The following is a 22,190-nucleotide window of genomic DNA, read 5'->3' as shown; positions in this document are numbered from 1 at the left end:
AATTATTTTAATAACATGCTCTAAAAGATATAGCCCACATCTTTTTAGATACAGGAGTTGGAGTAACCTCTATGGATAGAGTCGTTGAAACCGATGGTGTATCTCCTTCTGCAAAAAGATAACATTGCCCTGTTAAAGTAGTATCTGATTTACCACTACATGTATATACTGTTGTTTTTGATCCCCCATTCGGAGTTAAGGATAGAGTACAACTCACATCTGTTGCTGATGAATCTGATGTATCCGATGAACTTGCAGAACTAAAATCAAAGCAAAAAGAAATAAAATACAAACCCCGACGTAGTAATGTTAACTGGCCTTCATTTGTATATGTCATAAACTTATCTGCGCATTTTGATTTCACCGGATTAGTCGAAGAAGAATTCGAAGAAGTCAAACAAATAAAAGGAACATCCATACCCGTCCATTGAGGATATGTAGCAGTCGAAGTTCCTGTTCCTGTAGAATTTTTCACAGGTTCCAAAGTTTTTGTAAGATCATCCACGGCGACTAGTCTAGTTAACAAATCAGCATCTGTCTCATTAGAAATCGCTCCTACTGCCTGAAGTGTCCCTGATCCCGAGCTCCCGTTCCCCCCACTCGAAGACGAAGAGTTACCAATATACAATCCTGTAATCGTAGGATTCTCACCTAATAAGCTAGTTTGTTCTAGCTTCTGAAAATGTAGAGTCCCTTCCATGGTATTATCGCCATTAATGATTAACCACTTAGCTTGATTCGGATGCGCTAACACTCCATTTTCCCCAGGAGATCCTAAATCAATGAATAGCTTGTCCAACCCATATTGAGGATCTGTAATTTCATCCATACGCCGGACTAGTATCTTCACAGTATCCGCAATCGCACCAATATCTTCTTGTACCATGCCTACGGATACTATATCTTTAGAATCCACTTGGATCTCTGCGTATGAAGTGGGTAATCCAGAAACCTTGTTGTTACCCATATCGATGTTTCCTACCATAAGGCCACCTATTGTCCTCAAATAGGTACCACTAGTAGTCACAAGACCCTTTTGTAAATAATCACTGAGATCACTCTTGAGTACAATACATCCATTAGGAAGACTCTCTGATTCATTGATCGTAGGCCGAACTATATTTTTAATAGTCGTATTTCCTATATTCCAAGGTTGATGTACTAGTACTTCGTCACCACTGCAAGAAACTGAAGACTCATCAACAGTATTAGTTGCAGTAGAATTTTGCAAATTTATTCTTTTTAAAGATTCTTTCATTTGTTAATTTCGTATTAATTTTTCATTAATTAACAAATAAAATAAAACGTTTTTAATTATAAATAATAAACGAATAAAAAGATAAAACAATAAAATTCAGTTACTCTATAGAAATAAGAGAATCTTTACGCAAACAAAGGAAACTATAAACAAGCCATTCTCACGAGTAAAGTTTCCATCCCTATTAGAGGATCTTGAATATTGTTCTTAATTAAACTCTCAACATAAAACAAATGACTTAAAGCCTGGTATAGGTGTTCTTTCCCATAAACGAAAAAAATACGATACCTATGATCTTTATTTTTTTCTTCTAACCCACGTAAACCATAGAGACATTGCCCACGTAGGAAAGCAATTAATGATAAAGGATCTTCCCCATGCTCATATAATAAAGAATGCAGTAATGCTTGACTTTCCCGAACATTTCTTTGCAACAAAGCATCACGAAATTTCCATAATGATACCTGTTCTTGTTTCTCTACTAGAGACTCTATATCCTTATATTCTAAAACTTTTTTATCCCCAATTTGACAAAGTAACTTATGAAATTCTCCGAGAAGATAATGTATCTCTCTCTGAGGAAATTTCTTTACAAAAGCTGATGCTAACGCAGAAGAACAAGAAATACCTAAAGAAGAGGCTTTTTGAGTCAGAAGAGCCGTGATACGTTTCTCTCTATCTGAAAACCACTCTCCAAATAATGACAGAAACATGGCTGTGGGAAGATCTTTCTGCAGTCCTTGAAAATAGGATTGCTTAGTAGTAAATAATACAAAAGTTAGATACGGATGAGGATTATTAGAATAACGAATGAAAAAATCTCGAACTGATTGTGATAATTTTTCTACACGATAGATCACTATTGTCTCTAAAAAAGCAAACAATCCGTAAGATTCTGTCCACTGAGATAAATCATTGACTGTCAACCCTAAAGCATCAAACTCTCTCATCTTTCCTGAGACCAATAACTCCATACAAATATCTTTATCTTCTTCAGAGTTAGATCCTATCACTGCAAAAGAAGGGGATTGTTCTTTAAATAACTTATTGAAATCCTGAAAGTTAGTATAGCTTTGCACCCTTTCCTCAACTTTTAAATCCACACTAGGATTGTGTGCTGAACTATACCAGTTTCCCTTCCAACTGTACAGAAGGAGAGGGGCAAGATGAAAATAAAAAACGGTAAGAGCCTTATCATTATCTCTTACCGTTCACTGTTGCTTAATGAAACCGTACTCCTAATGAGCAACTAATTTCATCAATTGCTGACGCCAACCATGAGCTGTGCGAATACGACCTCTGGAACTTCCTCTTCTTTTTGCAGATGAGGAGCATACTTGCTTACAAGCTGCAGTATGTCTATGGTTCTTACAGCAAACAGATTTTGTCGAGCATGTTCTTGCAACTTTTTTAGCAGCTAGCTTTCTAGTAGCAGCCTTCTTAGCTACAGTCTTACGAGATGTAGCTTTTTCAGCTGTCTTGCGAGTTGCAGTTTTGCGTGATGTAGACTTTTTAGCAGCTGGCTTTCTAGGTAGCAGCCTTCTTAGCTACAGTCTTACGAGATGTAGCTTTTCTTACTGTCTTGCGAGCTGTAGCTTTGCGCGCCGTAGACTTTTTAGCAGCTGGCTTTCTAGTAGAAACTTTCTTAGCTACAGTCTTACGAGATGTAGCTTTTTTAACTGTCTTGCGGGCTGTAGCTTTGCGCGCCGTAGACTTTTTAGCAGCTGGCTTACGTACAGCTTTCGTTGTAGTTTTCTTGCTGCTACGTTTTTTTTGTACTCCTAACATTTTCATTTCCCCTAATTAGACAGGTCATTACTTACCTCATCTATCGGCAGGAAATTGAAAAACTTTAATAAAATAGTTGTTATTTTTTTAATAAAATAAAAATAAAAACGCTTTTATTAACAAGCAAGAAATTAATAAGCAACTACTTAGACAAAAACTTTTCTATATAATAAAGAAGACAACGAACACCAAAACCAGAAGCATATTTTGGGAATAGATCTTCATCTTTCTCACGATAAGCTGTGCCTGCAATATCTAAATGAGCCCAAGCTACAGAATGGTTATCCAAAAACCGCCTTAAAAAAAGGGCTGCTGTAATGGCTCCCGCACGATTATTCCCAATATTTTTCATGTCTGCAATATCTGAGTTCAATGCTTTATCATATTTTTCAACAAGAGGCAGCCTCCATAAAGGTTCTCCTGTTTCCATTGAAGAATCTATCAAATTTTGAGCTAAGATGTCGTTATTTGAGAATAAACCGGCAACATCCTCTCCTAAGGAAACAACCATTGCTCCTGTTAAAGTAGCGAAATCAATAATTCGAGTAGGATAGCAATATTTCAAAGCATAAGTCATTGCATCTGCAAGGATTAAGCGTCCCTCAGCATCTGTGCTACCAATTTCTACAGATAATCCTGACATGCCCACATATACATCTCCCATCTTGTAAGCTGCAGCATCAATAGGGTTTTCTGTAGCAGGGATGATTCCAGTTACATTTACGGGTAAGTCTAACGCTGCTAATGCAGAAAGAATACCTAACACGGTAGCAGCTCCTGCCATGTCTTCTTTCATTGTTAACATTGCCTTGCCTGGCTTTAAATCTAATCCCCCCGAGTCAAAGGTTACTCCCTTACCGATTAATACAGTATGATCCTTTGATTTTGGCTTTCCCTGATAACTTAAAACAATAAAATAAGGATCTACAGCAGCTCCTTTAGAAACAGCGGCAAATAGCCCCATTTTTTCTTTCAGGATTGCTTCTTTGTCAAGAATATTAGCATCTAAACTAGGGAATTCCTTAGCCAATCCCTGAGCAATACTTGCTAATTTTTTTGGAGTAATATCATCAGCATTTCCATTAATCAAATCTCGAGTAAGATACACACCTTCAAAAATGCTTTCTTCTTTTCTAAAAATTCTCTCAGCAATTTTAGCAACAATACCATATACAGTTACCTTAGTTAATAAGGGATCCGTATTGCTAATATCTCTAACATACCTAGGATAGTTGTAGTTTAACGATAACATTCCTGCTGCAAGATTCTTCACAAAATCCTCAGCAGAAATATGCATTGTAGAAATTGTAGGAAGAATGACATTTACTGTTTTGCACTTCGCTTTACGCAATATACGTGTTGCCCGAGCATATGCCTCTAAGACTTCTTGCGAAGTTAACTCCTCATTTTTCCCCAATCCCAAAAGCAAAACACGCTTTTCAGGAACCTGTTCTAAACTATAAAGCAATTCTGTTGCACCGCTTTTCCCTGTAAAATTATCCAAAGCTGATTGATAAATTGCCTCGTAATCTTTTGCTACTGTTGCAGCACATTTTGCCTTATCTTTTATCTTCCAAAAAGGAAGGATAACCGCATCAGCCTTAACACGTTTATTACAAGACGCTTGAGAATAAAACAAAACCACAGGTCACCTCGCTATACAAATAATGACTTTTTATTACCTATTGAAATTAAAAAGGAACATCTTCACAAACATACTCCTGACCTTGTCCATAACCAGCATACATATCTTTATCAGATATAGCCTCTGTATCTATGCTTTCCCCTTCGAATCCTAAAGATATATGATCCTGTTTTGCCATGCCTTCTACTCCTGTCATAGAAGAACGAGAATCTCCCTTACTACTAAAAGGACTAAATTTCAAGGTATCTACACTAATTACTAAAGAAGACTGTGGAGTCCCATCCTTACTCATATAACTTTCCACAGCAATATCTCCGGCAACAATCACTCCTGATCCTTTTTTCAAATAGGGGATCATTTTATCATAACGATTATGCCATACGTTACACTTACACCACACAGTCTCATCTTTCGTTCCTGTACGAGACTTTACTCCTAGACGGAAAACAACCACACGTTTTCCTTTTGAAGTCATTCTTTCCTCGGGATCGGCACCTAGATAACCCACAAAATAACCAAACATCATAAAATCACCTATTGAATTTTTATTGAATCACGCTTCTTCACTCATTACTAAAAACTATACTAAATCATAGTTCTCCAGAAATACCTGGAAGCACCTTCAGGTTATCTTTTAAACTCTGTAGAAGATAAAGCACAACTCCGTTGACAAATTAAAACATAAGAAAAGCTCCGAAAATTAAGATGGAAGCTAACGAAATTATTATCAAACTACCTGCTATTCTGTTTAGCAAGGAGCCGCTGCATGGAGTTTATACATCCGCTAAGGAATATCGTCAACATGAGCCTCATGCAGACAATAAAAAATCAAAGCAACTTAAGAAAAACAACAAAATATGTAAAACACCTAGGAGAAAAAATAAAGAAAACCCAAAAAATTTATTTTCTACATGTAGAAAATATAGAACCCGAAATGTAAGTACGAAGAGCAAGCGCCTTCACTTTCATTAAGTAAAAAGACGCGTCATGCAGTTTTAGGCACGAATTCCTGTAGGAGGTGGCTGCATTCCTCCTCCAGATTGAGGCATTTGAGGCATAGTATCTACTGAAGGCTCTCTTCCTGCACAAATATCTGCACAAACAGTTCGCCATTTAACAACAGTTTCAATAAATAGCTGAGCAAACGCCTTCAGTAAATTTGTTTCAGCATATTTCATATCAAGAACACAATGCATTAAAATTAATTGTTCTTTGGTTGCGACTCCAACGCCTCCACCAGCCATTTGTCCACCTAACATTGAGCCTTCCAAGAGCTTTTCGTATAGAAGCAACCTTCTTTGTGTATTGTCTGGAAGTCCATCTAACAAAGGAGCATAAACATATAAACGGTCGGAATGTTCTTCGTAAGTGAGGTGAAGAGAAAATTCGCCATCAACAAACAAAATGCACGTATTGTTCTGATCAAAAGCTACATCAGGAAGCTTGAGTTCTTTAGCAAAATTTTTTAGATTTTCCTCAGCATTTTGCCTGGACATGAGGGAATCTCCTTGTAAATAAGTTTTATTTCTTTAGGTTAACATATTGTGGATTTGTTAGTAAACGATTTCAAGGACTTAAAATCAAAAACTTTCTTGTTCTTCTCAAGTCATTATGATATCAGGTAAATAATGATTAAAATCCATATTTTCCCTGGGGTTCCATCGCCTTTAGGAGCAACACAACTTTCTTCCACACGTTATCGTTTTGCACTATTTTCGTCACATGCAGATCAAGTTGTATTAGTTTTAGCTGATCAGTATTGGAGTATCCATGAAGTAGTTTTATCAAGTATAGAAAATCGCACGGGAAATGTATGGCATGTTGAAATTGAGGGAATTTCTGATCAATGGTCTTATGCTTTTCGTATTTGTGGTCCAGAAAACAACAAAGCAAAATTTAACTTCCAGAAATATCTTGCAGATCCTTATGCAAAAAATATTCATTCCCCCCAAATATTTCTTTCTGAAAAGAGCCCCCGAGATTATGCATTTAGTTATTTAAAACAGGAGGAGTTTTCCTGGGATGGAGATCGGTGTCTTAATCTGCCTAAGGAAGATATGATCATTTACGAAATGCATGTGCGTTCATTTACTTTTGATCCTTCTTCACGAGTATCTTATCCCGGAACATTTTTAGGGATTATTGAAAAAATCCCATATCTAAAAAAGTTAGGGGTTACAGCTATTGAGTTGCTTCCTATTTTTGAATTTGATGAAAATAGTAATCCATTTCGAAGCTCTGATTTTCCTGACTTATGTAATTATTGGGGATATGCTCCTCTCAATTTTTTCTCTCCTTGTCGTCGTTATGCTTATGCTTCCGATCCTTGTGCTCCTATACGTGAATTTAAAACTCTTGTCAAAGCTCTACACAATGCGGGAATTGAGATTATTCTCGATGTTGTTTTCAATCACACAGGTATGGAAGACACTCTATGTCCTTTGCCTTGGATAGACCTCTCTTCCTATTACATAATTGATCCTCAAGGTCAATTCTGCAACTATTCGGGATGTGGAAATACGATAAATACCAACTTTTTTCCTACAACACAATGGATTCTAGATGTTTTGCGTTATTGGGTACAGGAAATGCATGTAGATGGATTCCGCTTTGATTTAGCCTCGGTATTTTCACGAGATCCCCAAGGCAATCCTATTCCTAATGCACCTATTTTATCAGCGATTACTTATGACCCAATTCTTGCGGATACAAAAATTATAGCAGAACCTTGGGATGCAGCAGGTTTATATCAAATAGGTTATTTCCCTACTCTTGATTTACGTTGGAGTGAATGGAATGGGACTTATCGTGATACTGTAAGAGCATTCTTAAATGGAAATGAAAATTTCTTAGGAACTTTTGCATCGCGTATTTCTGGATCTCAAGATATTTATCCTCAAGGATCTCCAGCCAATACAATTAATTATATTTGTGTTCATGATGGATTTACTCTTCATGATACTGTTTCCTATAATCATAAGCATAATGAAGAAAATGGTGAAAGCAATCGAGATGGCACTGAAGCTAACTACAGTTATAATTTCGGAGAGGAAGGAAATACCGAAAATCCTGAGATTCTTGAACTACGTCAACGTCAAATGCGGAATTTTTTCCTAACCCTTTTCCTGTCTCAAGGAATCCCTATGTTACAATCGGGAGATGAATATGGTCATACAGCCAAAGGTAATAACAATCGCTGGGCTCTAGACACATCTGCAAATCATTTTCTATGGGATCAGTTAGAAAAGCATGCTTTTCTTGCAGATTTCGTTAGCCAAGCTATCCATTTTAGAAAACAACATAAAGAATTATTTAATCAGGGATTTCTTACTCAAGAAAGAATTTCTTGGTTAAACTCAGATGCCCAGCCACTACAATGGCAATCTGGCCATTTTTTAGCTTATGAACTAAAACAAGTTCATTATAGCCTATTTGTTGCTTTTAATTCAGGAACATCACCTGTAACTGTAACTCTACCTAAAGTAAGGAAGAACTTTCGCCCTTATCAACAAGTTGTAGATACGAAAATAGGATTTGCATCACAAAAGATATTGGAAAAGATTACTTTGGATTCCTTTACAATTTTTGTAGCTATAAGTTATGAGCAATAACTATCGTATTTCTTCTAAGTCATCACTCCAAGATTCTATGACTACAAAATCTGCATCTTTATAAAACTTCTCGAGAATCTGACGTGCATTATACCCCTCTACAGCCAGCCGATCCACATTAGCCTGTAGCAAGCCATCAGCATCAATAATTAATCCTTCGGGATTATCTACAATGAGTCTTGATGTCCAATCAACAGCATCTTCCACGCCATAAAATTGCTTTGTCATTCCATAACCAAAATAACGATCCTCATCTGCAGTTATATGCCAAAATGTTTGAGGATCTTTAGCTAAAAGTCTTTCATATAGAGCAGTTCTTTCTAGAATAACACATGCAGACAAGGCTTCTTTATCTAACTCTTTTAGATATTTCATAGAGAGTACGGACTTTAAATATTCCTCAATAGTCAATTCATTTATGACAATAATACAATTCTTTTCTGTCTTACAAATATAAAGAACACCCTTGTATTGTAATCCATTAACGAATAAGGATGCAGAGTCCTCTATGGGTTCGACTTTTAAACATTGTACTCCGGGGAAGTTTTCTCCCCAACGCACTCCACCATAAAGAGCATGAGCAGCACATCGTAAGCCTTGTGAAGTAGATTGTAGAAGCGTATTATCACCGTATAAACGGTAAGCACCCTTAGCTTCTACTAACGCAGTCGTGCTTTCATTCAGAATAAGAACACGGATTTTTGGTTCAGAAACAATAGGTTGTTCTACAAAGGCATCGGAGACTTTGACTTCTGCATAACTTGAAGCCCCTATACTGAATGAAAGACCTAAAAGGATATACTTCCATATCTTCACTTTTCTTCTCCTAAACTCTGTAAATTACCTGAACATTTTTTCAAATGATTGTAAGCAAGTGGAGTGACAACTCTTCCTCGAGATGTTTTCTTCAATAACCCCTTTAAAATTAAAAAGGGCTCGTATACATCTTCCAAAGTTTTAATGTCCTCTCCCACAGCCACAGACAAAGTCTTAATTCCTACAGGGCCACCCTGATAATAATCAATTATTGTAGTGAGAAGTTTAACATCAATCTCATTTAAACCCCAATCATCTATTAATAACATAGCCAAAGCTTTTTCGGCTACGATACGATTAATACGATTCCCCTCTCGTATTTGTGCAAAATCCCTGACCCAACGCAATAGATGATTAGCTAATCGTGGAGTCCCGCGCGATCGGCGAGCAATTTCATACACAGCATCTGGATCTGCATCTACTCCTAATAAATGAGCTGAACGGTGCAGAATTCTTGTTAAATCTTCATCAGAATAATAAGATACTCTACCTGTGAATGCGAATCGTGCTCGCAAAGGTTCACTTAACATTCCTGACCGCGTTGTTGCTCCTACCAAACTAAAAGGAGCTAGATCTACTGAAACAGAACGTGCTCCTGGACCAGAATCGATAGTAATATCAATCTTAAAATCTTCCATCGCAGAATATAAATATTCTTCGGCTACTTTCCCCATACGATGGATTTCATCAATAAAGAAAACATCTCCTTCTTGCAAGCTAGTTAATAATCCTAGCAAATCTGATGGTTTGACTAGTTGTGGTCCGGAGGCTACGACAAGTCCTTTGCCTACAGTGGATGCTACGATGTGTGCTAAGGATGTCTTACCCAAACCTGGAGGACCAAAAAAAAGACAATGTCCGGGAACTTCTCCTCTTTGAACTGCAGCATTGAGGAACAATTCTAATCGTTCTGTCAACTGTGTTTGACCACAAAATTCTTTTAACCTCTTAGGTCGCAAAGAAGTATCAAATTTTTTATCTTGATGTAAGACGGATACCTGATGTGTCATTACGCTACCGTACTCTTCTCAAATCTTTGAGAAGATATTTTTGAAATACCCTTTTTAGAACTGCACTAGCTATTTGTGTACATTTCTATCTAATGTCTCAAGCGTGTATCATATTATCACTGTGCATGCAAGCACTAAGCTGAAACAGCTTATTAGTTTAAGGAATTCCTATCTACAATTTCGTTTTAAATTAATCTTCTCTAAAACACGAAATCCTCATGATATCTCCATTATCTGAGTTTCGGTAATTTTTTATAATTTCTATAAGAATCTATTTCCTAAGACTCAAGATTATTTCTTTCTTCACTTAATCGAAAAACAAAATCAATGAAATTTTGTCTCTATAGGAGCGTCAATATAGTGCTATAATTCTTACTTAGTTGACTCTCATGACTAGCATCAAAATCATTCACCACAACTTATTTGAGATTTTTAGGTATTTGCATATACATAAAAAAGTGTATTCTAAGTCTAAAGATGATGTTTTCCAATTATGTTCAGCATCTGCAAATCTAACCACAGGGTTACTACATGAGCATTAAAGAAGATAAATGGATCCGTAAAATGGCACTCGCGTATGGCATGATTGAACCATTCGCTGACAGACAAGTAAATATAAATTCTGAAACTGGAGAAAAGTTAATCAGCTATGGTTTATCTAGTTATGGCTACGACTTGCGTCTATCTAGGGAGTTTAAGGTATTTACTAACGTGTATAATTCTCTTGTAGATCCCAAGCATTTTACAGAGGATACATTTATTTCTATTACAGATGACGTATGTATTATTCCCCCGAATTCCTTTGCCCTTGCTCATAGCGTCGAATATTTCCGTATTCCTAGAAATGTTCTTACTATGTGTATTGGCAAATCAACATATGCACGCTGTGGACTTATTGTGAATGTCACTCCATTTGAACCTGAATGGGAAGGTTATGTGACTATAGAGATTTCAAATACGACCCCTTTACCTGCAAAAATTTATGCTAATGAAGGTATTGCACAGGTTTTATTTTTTGAAGCTGATGAAACTTGTGAAATTTCTTATGCTGAAAGAAAGGGTAAGTATCAAAAACAACAGGGCATCACTATTCCTATTGTTTAAAGCTTGATCATGCAAAAAATTACTTGGCACAAGCACCTTGAAGAGATTGTAGTGAATTCTTGGTGGTTAATTCTTTTCATGCTTATTGGGGGTTTTGTATATGATCGTGCTATTCACGAATTACAAAGGGAAGAATTGCGTTTGCAAAAACGTGTATCTGAGCTTCAAGAAAAAATTTTTCTTGCCGAAGAAAAACAAAAAGAATTGCGTCTACATATTCAATATTGGGATAATCCTGCAGTGATTGAGTCTGCATTAATTTGCAGATTAGGGTTAATACCTAAAGGGTACACTAAGGTATGTTTTTCCTCTATAAAAACAAAAAGCATGGATTGAGATAAGTATGATGATGTCCACCGTATTAATCTTTTTCATCATATTTTTTACTCTATGCTCAGGTTTTATATCTTTATCTCAAATAGCGCTTTTTTCTTTACCTACTTCTTTAATTTCTCATTACAAACGTTCTAAGTGTAAGAAACAGCAGCTTGTATCCTCGCTACTCTCTCATCCTCATTACCTACTAATCACTTTAATTTTTCTTGATATTGGATTAAATATTGGTATTCAAAACTGTGTGGCTAATCTTGTTGGAGATCAAGCGTCTTGGCTACTTATTGTTGGTATTCCCTTAGGACTCACGCTATTCCTTGGAGAAATCTTACCAAAGGCAGTTGCTTTACCTTACAATACACAAATTGCTTCTTTTGTTGCGCCACTCATTTTAATATTCACAAAACTGTTTCGTCCTTTACTACATTGGGCAATTGGTGGGATTAACAATGTTGTTCAATTGATACTCTCCACACAAAAAAACGATATTATTCAACCACAACAACTCAAAGAAGTCTTACAGAGCTGTAAGGATTTTGGTGTTGTGAGTCAGGAAGAAAGCCGTTTGCTCTATGGGTATTTATCTTTGAGTGATTGCAGTGTTAAGGAACGCATGAAACCACGTCAAGATGTCCTTTTCTATGATATTCAAACACCTATCAGCAATCTCTATGCTTTATTTTCTGATCAGCATTGTTCGCGTGTACCCGTATGTAATGATAATCTTCAAAATCTTTTAGGTATTTGTACAGCAAAAGCATTATTACTTCATGGGAAACCCTTACAATCTTCGGATGATCTTCTTCCTTTATTAAATAAACCTTACTACATGCCAGAAACAATATCAGCAAAAACAGCCTTATGTAACCTTGCTTCTGAAGACGAAACTTTAGGCATGATTATTGATGAATATGGTTCAATTGAAGGATTGATTACTCAAGAAGACTTATTTGAAATAGTTGCTGGAGAAATTACAGATCAGCGTAGAGAGAAAGTACTGTATACTATGTCGGGTAAAGACATAATTATTGCTTCAGGAACTATGGAACTTAGTGATTTAAATGAGATTTTTAATATTAATCTCTACTCACAGAATAATAGTGCCACCATAGGAGGATGGCTAACTGAGCAAATGGATTCTATTCCTAGTACAGGAACTCAATTTATATGGAAGAATCTCATATTCCAAATCTTGGATGCTGCTCCTAATCGTATATGCCGAGTCTATATAAGGAAACTACATGATTAAGTCTTCTATTTTTTGGATAGGAATCAATCTACTATGCATTATCTTCCAAGGATTCTATTCGATGATGGAAATGGCTTGTGTTTCTTTTAACCGTGTTCGTTTGCAATACTATCTAACAAAAAATCACAAAAAAGCACGTTATATTAACTTCCTGATTAGACGACCGTACCGATTATTCAGTACTGTTATGCTTGGGGTGAATATTTCTCTTCAAATAGGCTCTGAATCTTCAAGAAACTGTTATAAAGTGATGGGACTATCCCCTGACTATGCTCCCTTAACTCAAATCATTCTGGTAGTGATTTTTGCTGAATTACTTCCTCTGACGATATCTCGCAAAATTCCTGAGAAATTGGCCCTTTGGGGAGCATCAATTCTTTATTATTCCCACTACATTTTTTATCCCTTAATTCAGTTGATTGGTGGTTTAACTGAGGGGTTATACTTCATACTAAAAATAAAAAAGAAAAACTGAACTCTACTTTAAGTCGTGATGAATTTCAAAAAGCTCTAGAAACACATCATGAGGAACAAGACTTTAATGTTATTGCAACTAACATATTTTCCCTAAGTGCTACTTCTGCTGGACAAGTATGTCAACATCTAGATCAAGTAATTATGCTGCCCTCCACAGCAAATGTAAAAGATTTACGCCGAACCATCAGAAATACCGACATGGACTTCGTTCCTATATATCATAAAGAACGAAAAAACATTATTGGAATAGCTCTGCCTAAAGATTGCGTGAATAAAAATCCTACGGATACTTTAATTCATAATTTACATTCTCCTTGGTTCATTACGGAGAAATCTAAGCTCATACACATACTAAAAGAATTTCGCGATAATCGCTCTAGCGTTGCTGTTGTTTTAAATACTTCTGGAGAACCTATAGGGATTCTTAGCTTAAATGCTGTTTTTAAAATCCTTTTCAATACATCAAATATTGCGCAGTTAAAACCAAAAACAGTCTCTGTTATTGAAAGGACATTCCCAGGAAATACCCCTTTAAAAGATATCCAAAGAGAACTCGGTATTAAACTCACACATTATGGAGCAGAGACACTTGCTCAACTTGTCCTACAACTTTTAGATACTCCAGCTGAAATTGGCACCTCAGTCATTACAGACAATTTATTGCTAGAAGTTAAGGAAATTTCTTTATACGGGATTAAAAGCATATCTATTAAAAATCTGCTTTCTTAATGCTCACCAAGCATCGTGTAATCGGTTAATTACCCGAATAATTTTTTCTATGGCTAAATCGATGTCCTCTTTAGGCATTAAATAGCTAAAGGAAAACCTAAGTGTAGATGCTGCAATTTCCTGAGGTACATTCATAGAAACTAAGGATTTGAATGCAGTAGTAGCTCCTGAAGAACATGCAGATCCATAACCGCAAGCAACTCCTTCCATATCCAAAGCCATTTGTATTACCTCACCTTCTAAGGGAGGGAAAGCTATGGCAGAAACATTGCTTACACGTAACTGATCTTCACAATGAATTATCGTCTTGGGTATGCGTTTTTTCAAGTTAGCTTCAAAATAATTACGGTAATTTATTAAAATTTCCGTAATTTCTTCCTGACGTGTCTCTAAAATCGAGAAAATATAAAATAAAGAAGCAATTCCCCAGAAATTTTCTGTTCCTGATCGAGCACCTCCTTGCTGTCCTCCTCCGAAAAGTAAAGGAGACAATTTCACTCGAGGAGAAACCAATAATCCTCCAATTCCAGAGAGAGCATGAAACTTATGCCCACTAAATGCTACCATAGTTACTCCCTGAGGAATGCGTACCTTTTCTCTACCGATAATTGCTGTTGCATCTACAATGAGCTGTAACTGATGGTCATTGGCAATGGAAGCGATAGCTGCAATGTCAATTTGCGATCCGATCTCACTATTTACCCAACCTAAAACAATTGCCGAAGTGGACGGCGTAATTGCTTCTATAATTTGTTGTGGAGAAATTACACATCTTCCTGGTTCGGGATCTAGGTACGATACCGACACATTTGCTTGTTTTAAGGGCTCGATTATAGCGGGATGCTCCATGCTTGATGTCAATACATGACTACCTTTTGGGAGATTTGCTATCGCTAGGTTCAAACTTTCTGTAGCTCCGGAAGTGTACAGTACCTGTCCAGAAAAAGATAAAACCCTTTGAATTAAGGTTGAGGTGTTATGCAGAAACTTTTTTTGATTTCTTCCCTGCACTATGTATGCTAGAGGGATTTGCATACCCTCCCTCGGAAAATAATTGCTGCAAAAACTGAAGAAGGCCAGGCTCAAGAAAAGAAGTCGCATTATTATCCAAATAAATCATTATAGTTCCTGAGTATTATGTTCGAGCACTATTGTATTCGGACTAATACCACAGTAACATTATCGACCCCGCCACGACTATTAGCAAGAGAAATCAATAGATTGCCACTTTCTTCTAGAGAAGAAGAGCCTAATAAAATATCACGCACATCCCTATCAGAAACCATATTTGTTAAGCCATCAGAACAAAAGAGAAACAAATCATTTTCTTCGTATGAAATATCTTGTATATCGGGAACAACGTGAGGGCGACTCCCTAAAACATTAGTCAGAATATGGCGATAAGGATACACCTTATCCAATTGTTGAGAAAGACTATAACGATTTTTTAATCGATTTGCTAGAGAATGATCCTCTGTTAAGCAATAAAATTCTTCTCCTCGTAAGCGATAAATACGACTATCACCTACATGAACGACCCATGCTTTATTTCTCAAAAATTGCATATAACTCAATGTTGTCCCCATTCCCTGAAGATGAGACTCCATCAAACTGTGGTCGTAAATTAATTCATTAATTTTAGAAAGGATACCTCTAACCGTTTCTCGATACTGGTCATCTTGAAATCTAATTAGTTGTGACTGTTGTGCATCTATTAGCTCCATTAAATTTAGAATTGCTTCATGAGAAGCGACGTCGCCTCCTAAATGTCCTCCCATCCCATCAGCAATTGCAACAACCCGAGATGTCAGATTCACTTCCCAGTAATCCTCATTTCTTGATCGCACCATCCCGATGTCACTCAATCCAAAATAATCAAAATTTACAAATTTATGCATATAAACTTAATCAGCACCCCAAAAAATAAGAATGAGAATTCTATTTTTCAAACAAATCAAAAGAAAATGATCATCTAATTATTTGCTTGGATATACCAAATCTCCATATTTAATATAAAAAATTTTATATGGTCTGAGATACCTGATATAATTTCAAAGCCCAATTCATAAAAGATGATGAAAACAGAAGATGTTCAGAAGAAATTATCCAGGAAAATAAAATAACATTCTTAGAGTGCTAAAACCGGTGGTTTGTGATACATGCCCCCAATCATTGATAAACCGAGGTAAATACATCAAAAAACGACCCTATCTATGAATAGTAATGATGAATCCTGATTATGACTCTATAAATATCTTAATAAAAAGATACTTCCGATACCTGAGCTTCTAAGATTATGTAAGGAAATCTTTATCAAAAAAAAATTATAATCATGTCGAGTCAAAATAACTCAATGCAGATCAAATACCGAAAACTAGGACTAGCTCGACACTTAATAAAAGTAAAACAAATTAAGTATAACGAATATTGATTAATAATAATGTTTTAATTTACAATATTGTTCGAAATATTAAATTAATGAAACAAAAATATGAATACATTTGCAAAACCATTAGATCGACCACTAAATACAAACTATTCCACTGAACACTTCCTATCCCTACCTAGATATAACAAAAAAATGCAGCGCATCAAAACTGCAATCACTATTATTTCCTTAGCTACAATTGCTATTGCTTCAGCTGGAATTGTTGCAACCACATTAACAGGTTGTCTTCCTCTAATTGCTATTCCAGTAATAGCTATGCTTACTTCCGTCGTATTACTTACAATTATTTACAAACTTCGTCCACGAATTTCCCCCGATCTCTCAATTTTTTGCCCTGAAAATCTAGATGAGGAAACTCTATCCCATCCATTAATTAATTCCTCAACCTCAGGAGAAATTCATAGCCCATCCCCAGAAAAGATGTCTTAATCACCATAGCTATCAAGATACAAAACGAGTATCTCGATCACATATTCCTATTTCTATTGAAAACAGTCATATGCCATTGTAATTCTTATACTTCTGATTTTCTTTTTCCAATTAAATAAAAAAACGGAATACAATGATAATTAACTAAAAGACTTAAAATCATTGATCCTATAGAATATTTCGCATGAATTACTATTTATGGAATCAAATATGACAGTACCAATATCACAGACGTCACTATCATCACCTGCGCCAGTCTCTCCTAGAGTTCAATTACAACAAAGAAAACTAGCTACATTCCTTTGTGCTATTTCCTTTATTTCTATGGTACTATTTGCAGCTAGTGTGTTTACAGCTATCTCTACCGGATGTGCCATTCTATGGACCTTACCTGTTGGTGTGGCAGTGATTTTCGTATTGAGTGTGTTACTTCTTCGTCGTCTATGTCCTAAATCGATTATCCCTGCTAAACTAGAAGAATCTACTGATAGATCAAACTAGGAAGATAAAAATTGTTTCTTCTATAAACACATTAAACTTTACTTCTCAAGAAGTACATCTCTAGAGGGTTTGTATTAAGTTCAAACAGTATAGATTTCATGTGTGATAGAAGGCATCATACCTAAAGCTTGGAGCTAGATCTCTAAGCTTTTTTATTTTGTAGTCTTATTTCCTCTATGAGTATTCGTATGAGGTTCTTCATTTTATCATTTTAGAATTATGAATATTTCAACTTTGCAGAAAACATTACTTATCTTATGAATCGATATAAAAAGACTTTAGTAAGGATGAATAGCAATGAAAATGAAATTGTCTCTTTCCCTTCTTATATTTACATCACCTATGTTGTTGCTTCCTGGTTGTACCTTAATTCCTCAAGAATATTGTTCTACCCCTCCTACTCATTCTGTATATCCGGAATAAATCTGGAGAGATAATATTTAAGGATTCTTTCACTGTCTGAGACTTGTTTTTATTTTTTTCTTTTTATAACTTAGCAGAAGGAATAAACTACGGGCTTATTCTTTGAAGAGAAAAATTTAATGTCATACAAATGACTCTCCTCAGAAAAATAAATACTAAAAGTATTCTGTAAAAAGGCAGCAATTATGCATAAGCTACTCTTATTAGTTTCATTGGGACTTCTATCCGTAAATTTATCTAGCTGTTCTTTACCAGCATCAGGAAGCTATCACCCTAAGCTATATACTTCTGGAAGTAAAGCTAAAGGTGTTGTAGCTATGCTTCCTGTATTTTATCGTTCTGATAAAGTTTCTGAGGCTCTTCCCTGGAATTTACAAACAGAATTTACCCAAGAGATTAGTAAGCGATTACATGCTTCAGATAAACTATTTCTTATCAAACATAACGCATCACCCCAAACTATTGCGCAATTTTATTCTGTAGTTCCTCAAGTTTCTCCAGAAACAATAGCCTCTCTTCTCCCTGCAGAATTTATTGTAGCTACAGAACTTTTAGAACAAAAAAATACAACAGATACGTTTGGGAATAATTCAATTACAGCTTCTGTACGGGTACGCGTTTTTGATATTCGCCATAATAAAGTATCTATGATCTATCAAGAAATCATTGAATCTAGCCAAGTAAATCTAGCAGGAGCTAATAAAGATTACCACCGCTATGGATGGCAAACAAAGCATTTTGAAGCTACTCCTATGGGTCTCATGCATAATCGTCTATTTCGCGAAATCGTTGCTAGAGTTGAAGGCTATGTTTGTGCAAATTATTCGTAATTCATGATTTCTTATTATTTATTATTTTTATCTTTAGGATTAGCAATTTTTGCCTCGAGGAATTTTTTTGTATGGCCCAAGCCAGAGGAAAAAATCCCTTTACGTTTGCCTCATGTTCTCTTAGCAGTAGTTCTTTTATTCCTCCCTGGTATTTTACCTTTTATCACGGGATCCTATTCAGAAGTTACAGCTCGTTCTCTACATGGGATATTCTTAGCCTGTGCTTTTGTATTTTACCTCCTAGGATTACCTATCGACATTACCCGCAGTGTTATCTACTCAGGAAGTAAGCCTTTAGCAACATTCTCCTCTGCTATATTTTCAGCTTTCCGAATGTGGATTATTTTCATGCCTATGAAAACTATCGTTGGATATATCCTCAACATCTTCTTTAATTTTTTGTTCTCTAAAGAAGCACTGCATGAGCAAACATTAGCTCAAGAAGTTCAACAAAGTTTGACTTCAACAACCTATGATCTAAGGTTTTTTTTAAGTTTAGGAATCTTGATTCCTTTTGCTGAAGAAATCTTCTTCCGAGGTTTTTTACAAACATTTTTGAAAAGCAAAATGCGGAGAATATACGCTCTTACCTATACCTCAATTATTTTCGCTCTTGCTCATTTAGAACATTCCTTAGGAGCATTAATTTTTGTTCCTATTCTATTTCTATTTTCCTTATGTGCTGGATTTATTTACGAAAAAGAACGGCATATTGCTGCCCCAATAGTATTTCATATACTTTTCAACATCACAGGCATCGGAACATTGTTCTTAAGGAATTATTAAGGAAAAAGCAAGCTGGAGAAATTCTTCTAGCAAAAGAGAGCACTTTTTAGGGCTGCTACTTTCCAGTCCTGACCCGGTTCAAAGGTTTCTTTTCTTAAAAGGTCCCCAGCCTACCTTTCTTTAATAATACAATTCATGGATTTTACTAAAGGGAAAACCCAAAATAAGGCCTCTATTTTTCACTTTTTTCTTGAAGCTTCCCCATAAGCCATGCTTGACGTGCTTCTTCATAAGAAATTGTTTTACATGAGAATACATGTGGCGCACGTCGTTGAATCTTAGAAAGAGCTTCATTAACTATCTCATCAACAGAAGATATTTCAAGAAATTCCAACTTAAAGCATAAGACCAAAACCAACATAAGAATATCTCCAGCTTCTAAAGTAATTTCTTTATCTGCATAACCCTGATGAATAGCTTCTAAAAGTTCTCTACACTCCTTAAGGATACATTCAATTAGAGATAAAGCATCTTGCCTATCTGTCCAAGGACACACCCCATCCATGACCATTTTCCTAGCCAAGTCAATTAACTTAGAGAAATCGTAACTTCTCTGCATAAGATTATACCTCTACACTTTATCATCTACTAAAGTATGTATATTCTCTAACAACCAGGATTTAATTTTTCTATGTCCTGAAGAAAAAGGTAATGCATCTATAGTATCCAAAGAATACAGTAGTGCTGATTTTGGGAGAGATTTCGCATGAAAAATCTTAGGGATTAAACGTACCTTATAATAAGTGAATGCATGACGCTGCTCGGCTACATCACAGCAAAACACTAGCTGTGCACCCACACGATCCTCCATAGCATGAGTTAACGTATTTGTATCAGAAAGCATTTCAAAGGACTCAACCTCTATGTAAGGAAATTCATACAAACCTGCCATCATTTCCTGAGGTTTCCTATGCTCAAGCACGATAGCCCCCTGATAAAGGATAATAGCTGCCCAACGATATAACATAACGGTTTTTTTTCTAGAATGACGCACAGGAAGAAATGCTTGTTTTCCTTCCTTAGCAGCTCCACAAACCCCACGAATGGGACAAACTTCGCACTTAGGGGAACGAGTGCACACACAGGCTCCCAGCTCTATCAGGGCTTCAGAAAACACCTCAGGATCCCTCGAAGGCAAAAGAGATTGAGTTATACGGGATATCCATGTTTTCGTAGATTCTAAATCTATAGAGGATTCGATTAAAAAGACTCGACTAATCACACGTAAAACATTCCCATCAACTGCTGCAACTTTTTTCTTAAAGGCAAATGCTAAAATGGCATGTACAGTATAGGGTCCCAACCCATTGATCAATAGTAAATCTAAATGATTATCGGGAATTATCCCCCCGAACTCTTCCATAACCATACGAGCGCCATACAATAAATTTCTTGCTCGAGTGTAATAGCCTAGTCCCTCCCAAAGTTTTATGACCTCATCCTCACTAGCGGCAGCTAAAGATTCAATCGTAGGGAATTTTCTCATCCATTCAATAAAATAATTTACAACAACTTCCGCTCGAGTCTGCTGAAGCATAACTTCAGATACCCATACGCGATAAGGAGTGGGGTTCTCCCTCCAAGGGAAACTCCGTTTATTTTTTCTAAACCATTGTTTTAACTTTTCTCTAGGAAATTGTTTTATCCTTTCAGAAAACACTATCTTTGTCATAGAAATTCTCGTAAAATCTTACTGAAGATTTAAATATTAATGTTTTATGAAAAAGTTTACATGGGTTGTTGATCGCGTAGAAAGATTATCCTCCTTTCTACGGGTTCAATTGCCAGAATATGATAAACAATCTGTTGTTAACTCTATACGCTATCATGGATGCCGCGTAAACAGCCGTATAGAGCGATTTGAATCTTACAAGGTGCATCCTGGTGACCATATCAGTCTAGTCATACGAACACCCCAAAAACCTCAAATTCTTTGGGACCATCCCCAATGGTGTGCCTATGATAAACCTGCCTATCTATCTACAGAAGAACTCGCAGCTAAATTAAAACTCAGCATTGTTCATAGGTTAGATAGGGATACCACAGGGTGCATTCTATTTGCAAAACATGAAGACTCTGTTTTTCCACTTACGCAACTTTTCAAAAAAAGAAAAATCATCAAACAATATATCGCTTTAGTCTTTGGTCATCCAAACAAATCTTCGGGAACAATAACTTCTTATACAGCACCTAAAGCACGACGTTGTGGAGCTGTAATCTTTGGAAATACCCATGCTTCTCAAGGGAAGCTAACGATTACACAATGGTCAATTCTATGCACCTACAAAAAATATTCTTTAATACAGTGTAGCCCAATTACAGGAAGAACACATCAAATTCGATTACACATGCGAACACTTGGCCACCCTATTGTAGGAGACATAGATTATGGTTCACACAACCAGCCACCAAATATTTTCCGCCCTCTACTGCATGCGCATTCCATAAAATTCCCTTCTCCATTTTCGAATGAAAATATTCATCTAATAGCTTCCTCTTCAGGAGACCCTAGAAAAGAGGCAGCTCACTTACTTGAAAGCTAACTCTTCATCAAAAAAAATTCTCTAAATGCAATGAGACATAATAATTCGTTAAGTGGTCTCTTTCTAAGAAGCTAGGAACAGAGAAAGAATAATTGCTCAGTATTGAGAATACATTACGGACACAGCCACTTCTTTTTTAAAAATATTCTATTATCTGAATAATGTTCATTTCAAAGAAATAGCGGTAATAAAGTTATCTTGAGAAAAAT

Annotated in this window: 20 protein-coding genes, 1 other RNA gene and 3 pseudogenes; 11 read left to right on the top strand and 13 right to left on the bottom strand. The window is 36.1% G+C overall.

The genetic code is table 11. The features are described from left to right. Window positions 1-7 precede the first annotated feature (7 nt). The 6 genes and pseudogenes from RT28_RS01040 to RT28_RS01010 all read right to left on the bottom strand — a co-directional run bounded on the left by RT28_RS01040 (window position 8) and on the right by RT28_RS01010 (window position 6,187). Window positions 8-1,231, bottom strand: coding sequence for a cell wall hydrolase (locus tag RT28_RS01040; RefSeq protein ID WP_240991522.1), 1,224 nt, complete (start codon window positions 1,229-1,231; stop codon window positions 8-10). Window positions 1,232-1,401: 170 nt separating this feature from the next. Then, window positions 1,402-2,337: a hypothetical protein gene (locus tag RT28_RS01035; RefSeq protein WP_020356105.1), complete on the bottom strand. Its 936-nt coding sequence runs from the start codon at window positions 2,335-2,337 to the stop codon at window positions 1,402-1,404. A 159-nt stretch (window positions 2,338-2,496) separates the two neighbouring features. Continuing rightward, a pseudogene (gene hctB / locus RT28_RS04965) lies at window positions 2,497-3,046 on the bottom strand (histone H1-like DNA-binding protein Hc2). Window positions 3,047-3,188: 142 nt separating this feature from the next. Continuing rightward, window positions 3,189-4,691: a leucyl aminopeptidase gene (locus tag RT28_RS01025; protein WP_038500238.1), complete on the bottom strand. Its 1,503-nt coding sequence runs from the start codon at window positions 4,689-4,691 to the stop codon at window positions 3,189-3,191. Between the two features lie 46 nt (window positions 4,692-4,737). Beyond that, complete coding sequence (locus RT28_RS01020) at window positions 4,738-5,217, bottom strand: single-stranded DNA-binding protein (RefSeq protein ID WP_122974109.1); 480 nt, start codon at window positions 5,215-5,217, stop codon at window positions 4,738-4,740. 469 nt (window positions 5,218-5,686) lie between these two features. Next, window positions 5,687-6,187, bottom strand: coding sequence for a type III secretion chaperone Slc1 (locus tag RT28_RS01010; protein ID WP_020356100.1), 501 nt, complete (start codon window positions 6,185-6,187; stop codon window positions 5,687-5,689). Window positions 6,188-6,319: 132 nt separating this feature from the next. On the opposite strand from RT28_RS01010, the gene RT28_RS01005 reads away from it, so the two are divergent. After that, the gene (locus tag RT28_RS01005; RefSeq protein ID WP_038500232.1) at window positions 6,320-8,302 is read left to right on the top strand and encodes a glycogen debranching protein; all 1,983 of its coding nucleotides are present in this window, start codon (window positions 6,320-6,322) and stop codon (window positions 8,300-8,302) included. Here RT28_RS01005 and RT28_RS01000 read toward each other — a convergent pair whose 3' ends face one another. Both RT28_RS01000 and ruvB read right to left on the bottom strand, forming a co-directional pair. Next, window positions 8,303-9,118 carry a SpoIID/LytB domain-containing protein gene (locus tag RT28_RS01000; protein ID WP_038500229.1) on the bottom strand — a complete coding sequence of 272 codons (816 nt, stop codon included), beginning with the start codon at window positions 9,116-9,118 and terminating at the stop codon, window positions 8,303-8,305. Then, window positions 9,115-10,128, bottom strand: a complete 1,014-nt coding sequence (gene ruvB, locus RT28_RS00995; protein ID WP_038500226.1) for a Holliday junction branch migration DNA helicase RuvB — start codon at window positions 10,126-10,128, stop codon at window positions 9,115-9,117. The genes RT28_RS01000 and ruvB overlap by 4 nt, the downstream gene beginning before the upstream one ends. Window positions 10,129-10,659: 531 nt before the next feature. Between ruvB and dcd the strand changes: the two genes are divergently transcribed. The 4 genes and pseudogenes from dcd to RT28_RS00975 all read left to right on the top strand — a co-directional run bounded on the left by dcd (window position 10,660) and on the right by RT28_RS00975 (window position 14,020). After that, window positions 10,660-11,232 carry a dCTP deaminase gene (dcd, locus tag RT28_RS00990; RefSeq protein ID WP_020356096.1) on the top strand — a complete coding sequence of 191 codons (573 nt, stop codon included), beginning with the start codon at window positions 10,660-10,662 and terminating at the stop codon, window positions 11,230-11,232. Between the two features lie 9 nt (window positions 11,233-11,241). Then, window positions 11,242-11,568 (top strand): hypothetical protein, encoded by a 327-nt coding sequence (locus RT28_RS00985; RefSeq protein WP_038500223.1) that lies wholly within the window; start codon window positions 11,242-11,244, stop codon window positions 11,566-11,568. Window positions 11,569-11,578: 10 nt separating this feature from the next. Beyond that, entirely contained in the window at window positions 11,579-12,814 is a 1,236-nt protein-coding gene (locus RT28_RS00980; RefSeq protein ID WP_038500220.1) for a hemolysin family protein, read from the top strand. After that, a pseudogene (locus tag RT28_RS00975) lies at window positions 12,807-14,020 on the top strand (CNNM domain-containing protein). Before RT28_RS00980 ends, RT28_RS00975 begins: the two are co-directional and overlap by 8 nt. 3 nt (window positions 14,021-14,023) lie before the next feature. On the opposite strand, the pseudogene RT28_RS00970 reads toward RT28_RS00975, so the two are convergent. Next, window positions 14,024-15,140, bottom strand: a pseudogene (locus RT28_RS00970) (cysteine desulfurase family protein). Between the two features lie 28 nt (window positions 15,141-15,168). After that, the gene (locus tag RT28_RS00965; protein ID WP_038500217.1) at window positions 15,169-15,918 is read right to left on the bottom strand and encodes a PP2C family protein-serine/threonine phosphatase; all 750 of its coding nucleotides are present in this window, start codon (window positions 15,916-15,918) and stop codon (window positions 15,169-15,171) included. A 593-nt stretch (window positions 15,919-16,511) separates the two neighbouring features. Between RT28_RS00965 and RT28_RS00960 the strand changes: the two genes are divergently transcribed. From RT28_RS00960 to RT28_RS00940, 5 genes are all read left to right on the top strand, one after another. After that, window positions 16,512-16,898: a hypothetical protein gene (locus RT28_RS00960; protein WP_038500214.1), complete on the top strand. Its 387-nt coding sequence runs from the start codon at window positions 16,512-16,514 to the stop codon at window positions 16,896-16,898. A gap of 210 nt (window positions 16,899-17,108) precedes the next feature. Continuing rightward, a complete protein-coding gene (locus RT28_RS00955) occupies window positions 17,109-17,399 on the top strand; it encodes a hypothetical protein (RefSeq protein WP_038500211.1) in 291 nt (96 codons plus the stop codon). 297 nt (window positions 17,400-17,696) lie between these two features. Further along, window positions 17,697-17,822 (top strand): hypothetical protein, encoded by a 126-nt coding sequence (locus tag RT28_RS05020; RefSeq protein WP_038500209.1) that lies wholly within the window; start codon window positions 17,697-17,699, stop codon window positions 17,820-17,822. Window positions 17,823-18,007: 185 nt separating this feature from the next. Continuing rightward, on the top strand, window positions 18,008-18,652 hold the full coding sequence (locus RT28_RS00945) for a CT253 family lipoprotein (protein ID WP_038500207.1): 645 nt from the start codon (window positions 18,008-18,010) through the stop codon (window positions 18,650-18,652). 3 nt (window positions 18,653-18,655) lie between these two features. Then, complete coding sequence (locus RT28_RS00940) at window positions 18,656-19,438, top strand: CPBP family intramembrane glutamic endopeptidase (RefSeq protein ID WP_038500205.1); 783 nt, start codon at window positions 18,656-18,658, stop codon at window positions 19,436-19,438. Window positions 19,439-19,447: 9 nt separating this feature from the next. Here the strand turns inward: RT28_RS00940 and ffs are convergent. The 3 genes from ffs to mutY all read right to left on the bottom strand — a co-directional run bounded on the left by ffs (window position 19,448) and on the right by mutY (window position 21,110). Further along, window positions 19,448-19,548, bottom strand: an RNA gene (gene ffs / locus RT28_RS04805) — signal recognition particle sRNA small type. A 62-nt stretch (window positions 19,549-19,610) separates the two neighbouring features. Beyond that, window positions 19,611-19,997 (bottom strand): MazG nucleotide pyrophosphohydrolase domain-containing protein, encoded by a 387-nt coding sequence (locus RT28_RS00935; RefSeq protein WP_038500203.1) that lies wholly within the window; start codon window positions 19,995-19,997, stop codon window positions 19,611-19,613. A gap of 12 nt (window positions 19,998-20,009) precedes the next feature. Then, window positions 20,010-21,110: an A/G-specific adenine glycosylase gene (gene mutY, locus RT28_RS00930; RefSeq protein ID WP_038500202.1), complete on the bottom strand. Its 1,101-nt coding sequence runs from the start codon at window positions 21,108-21,110 to the stop codon at window positions 20,010-20,012. Between the two features lie 46 nt (window positions 21,111-21,156). Here mutY and RT28_RS00925 point away from each other — a divergent pair, with 46 nt between their 5' ends. After that, window positions 21,157-21,981 (top strand): RluA family pseudouridine synthase, encoded by an 825-nt coding sequence (locus RT28_RS00925; protein WP_038500201.1) that lies wholly within the window; start codon window positions 21,157-21,159, stop codon window positions 21,979-21,981. The last annotated feature ends 209 nt before the right edge of the window (window positions 21,982-22,190 follow it).

Source organism: Chlamydia avium 10DC88 (assembly GCF_000583875.1).
Classification (GTDB): Bacteria; Chlamydiota; Chlamydiia; order Chlamydiales; family Chlamydiaceae; genus Chlamydia; species Chlamydia avium.
The sequence above is the reverse complement of the archived record's forward strand: the minus strand, read 5'-3'. Positions and strand labels throughout refer to the sequence as shown.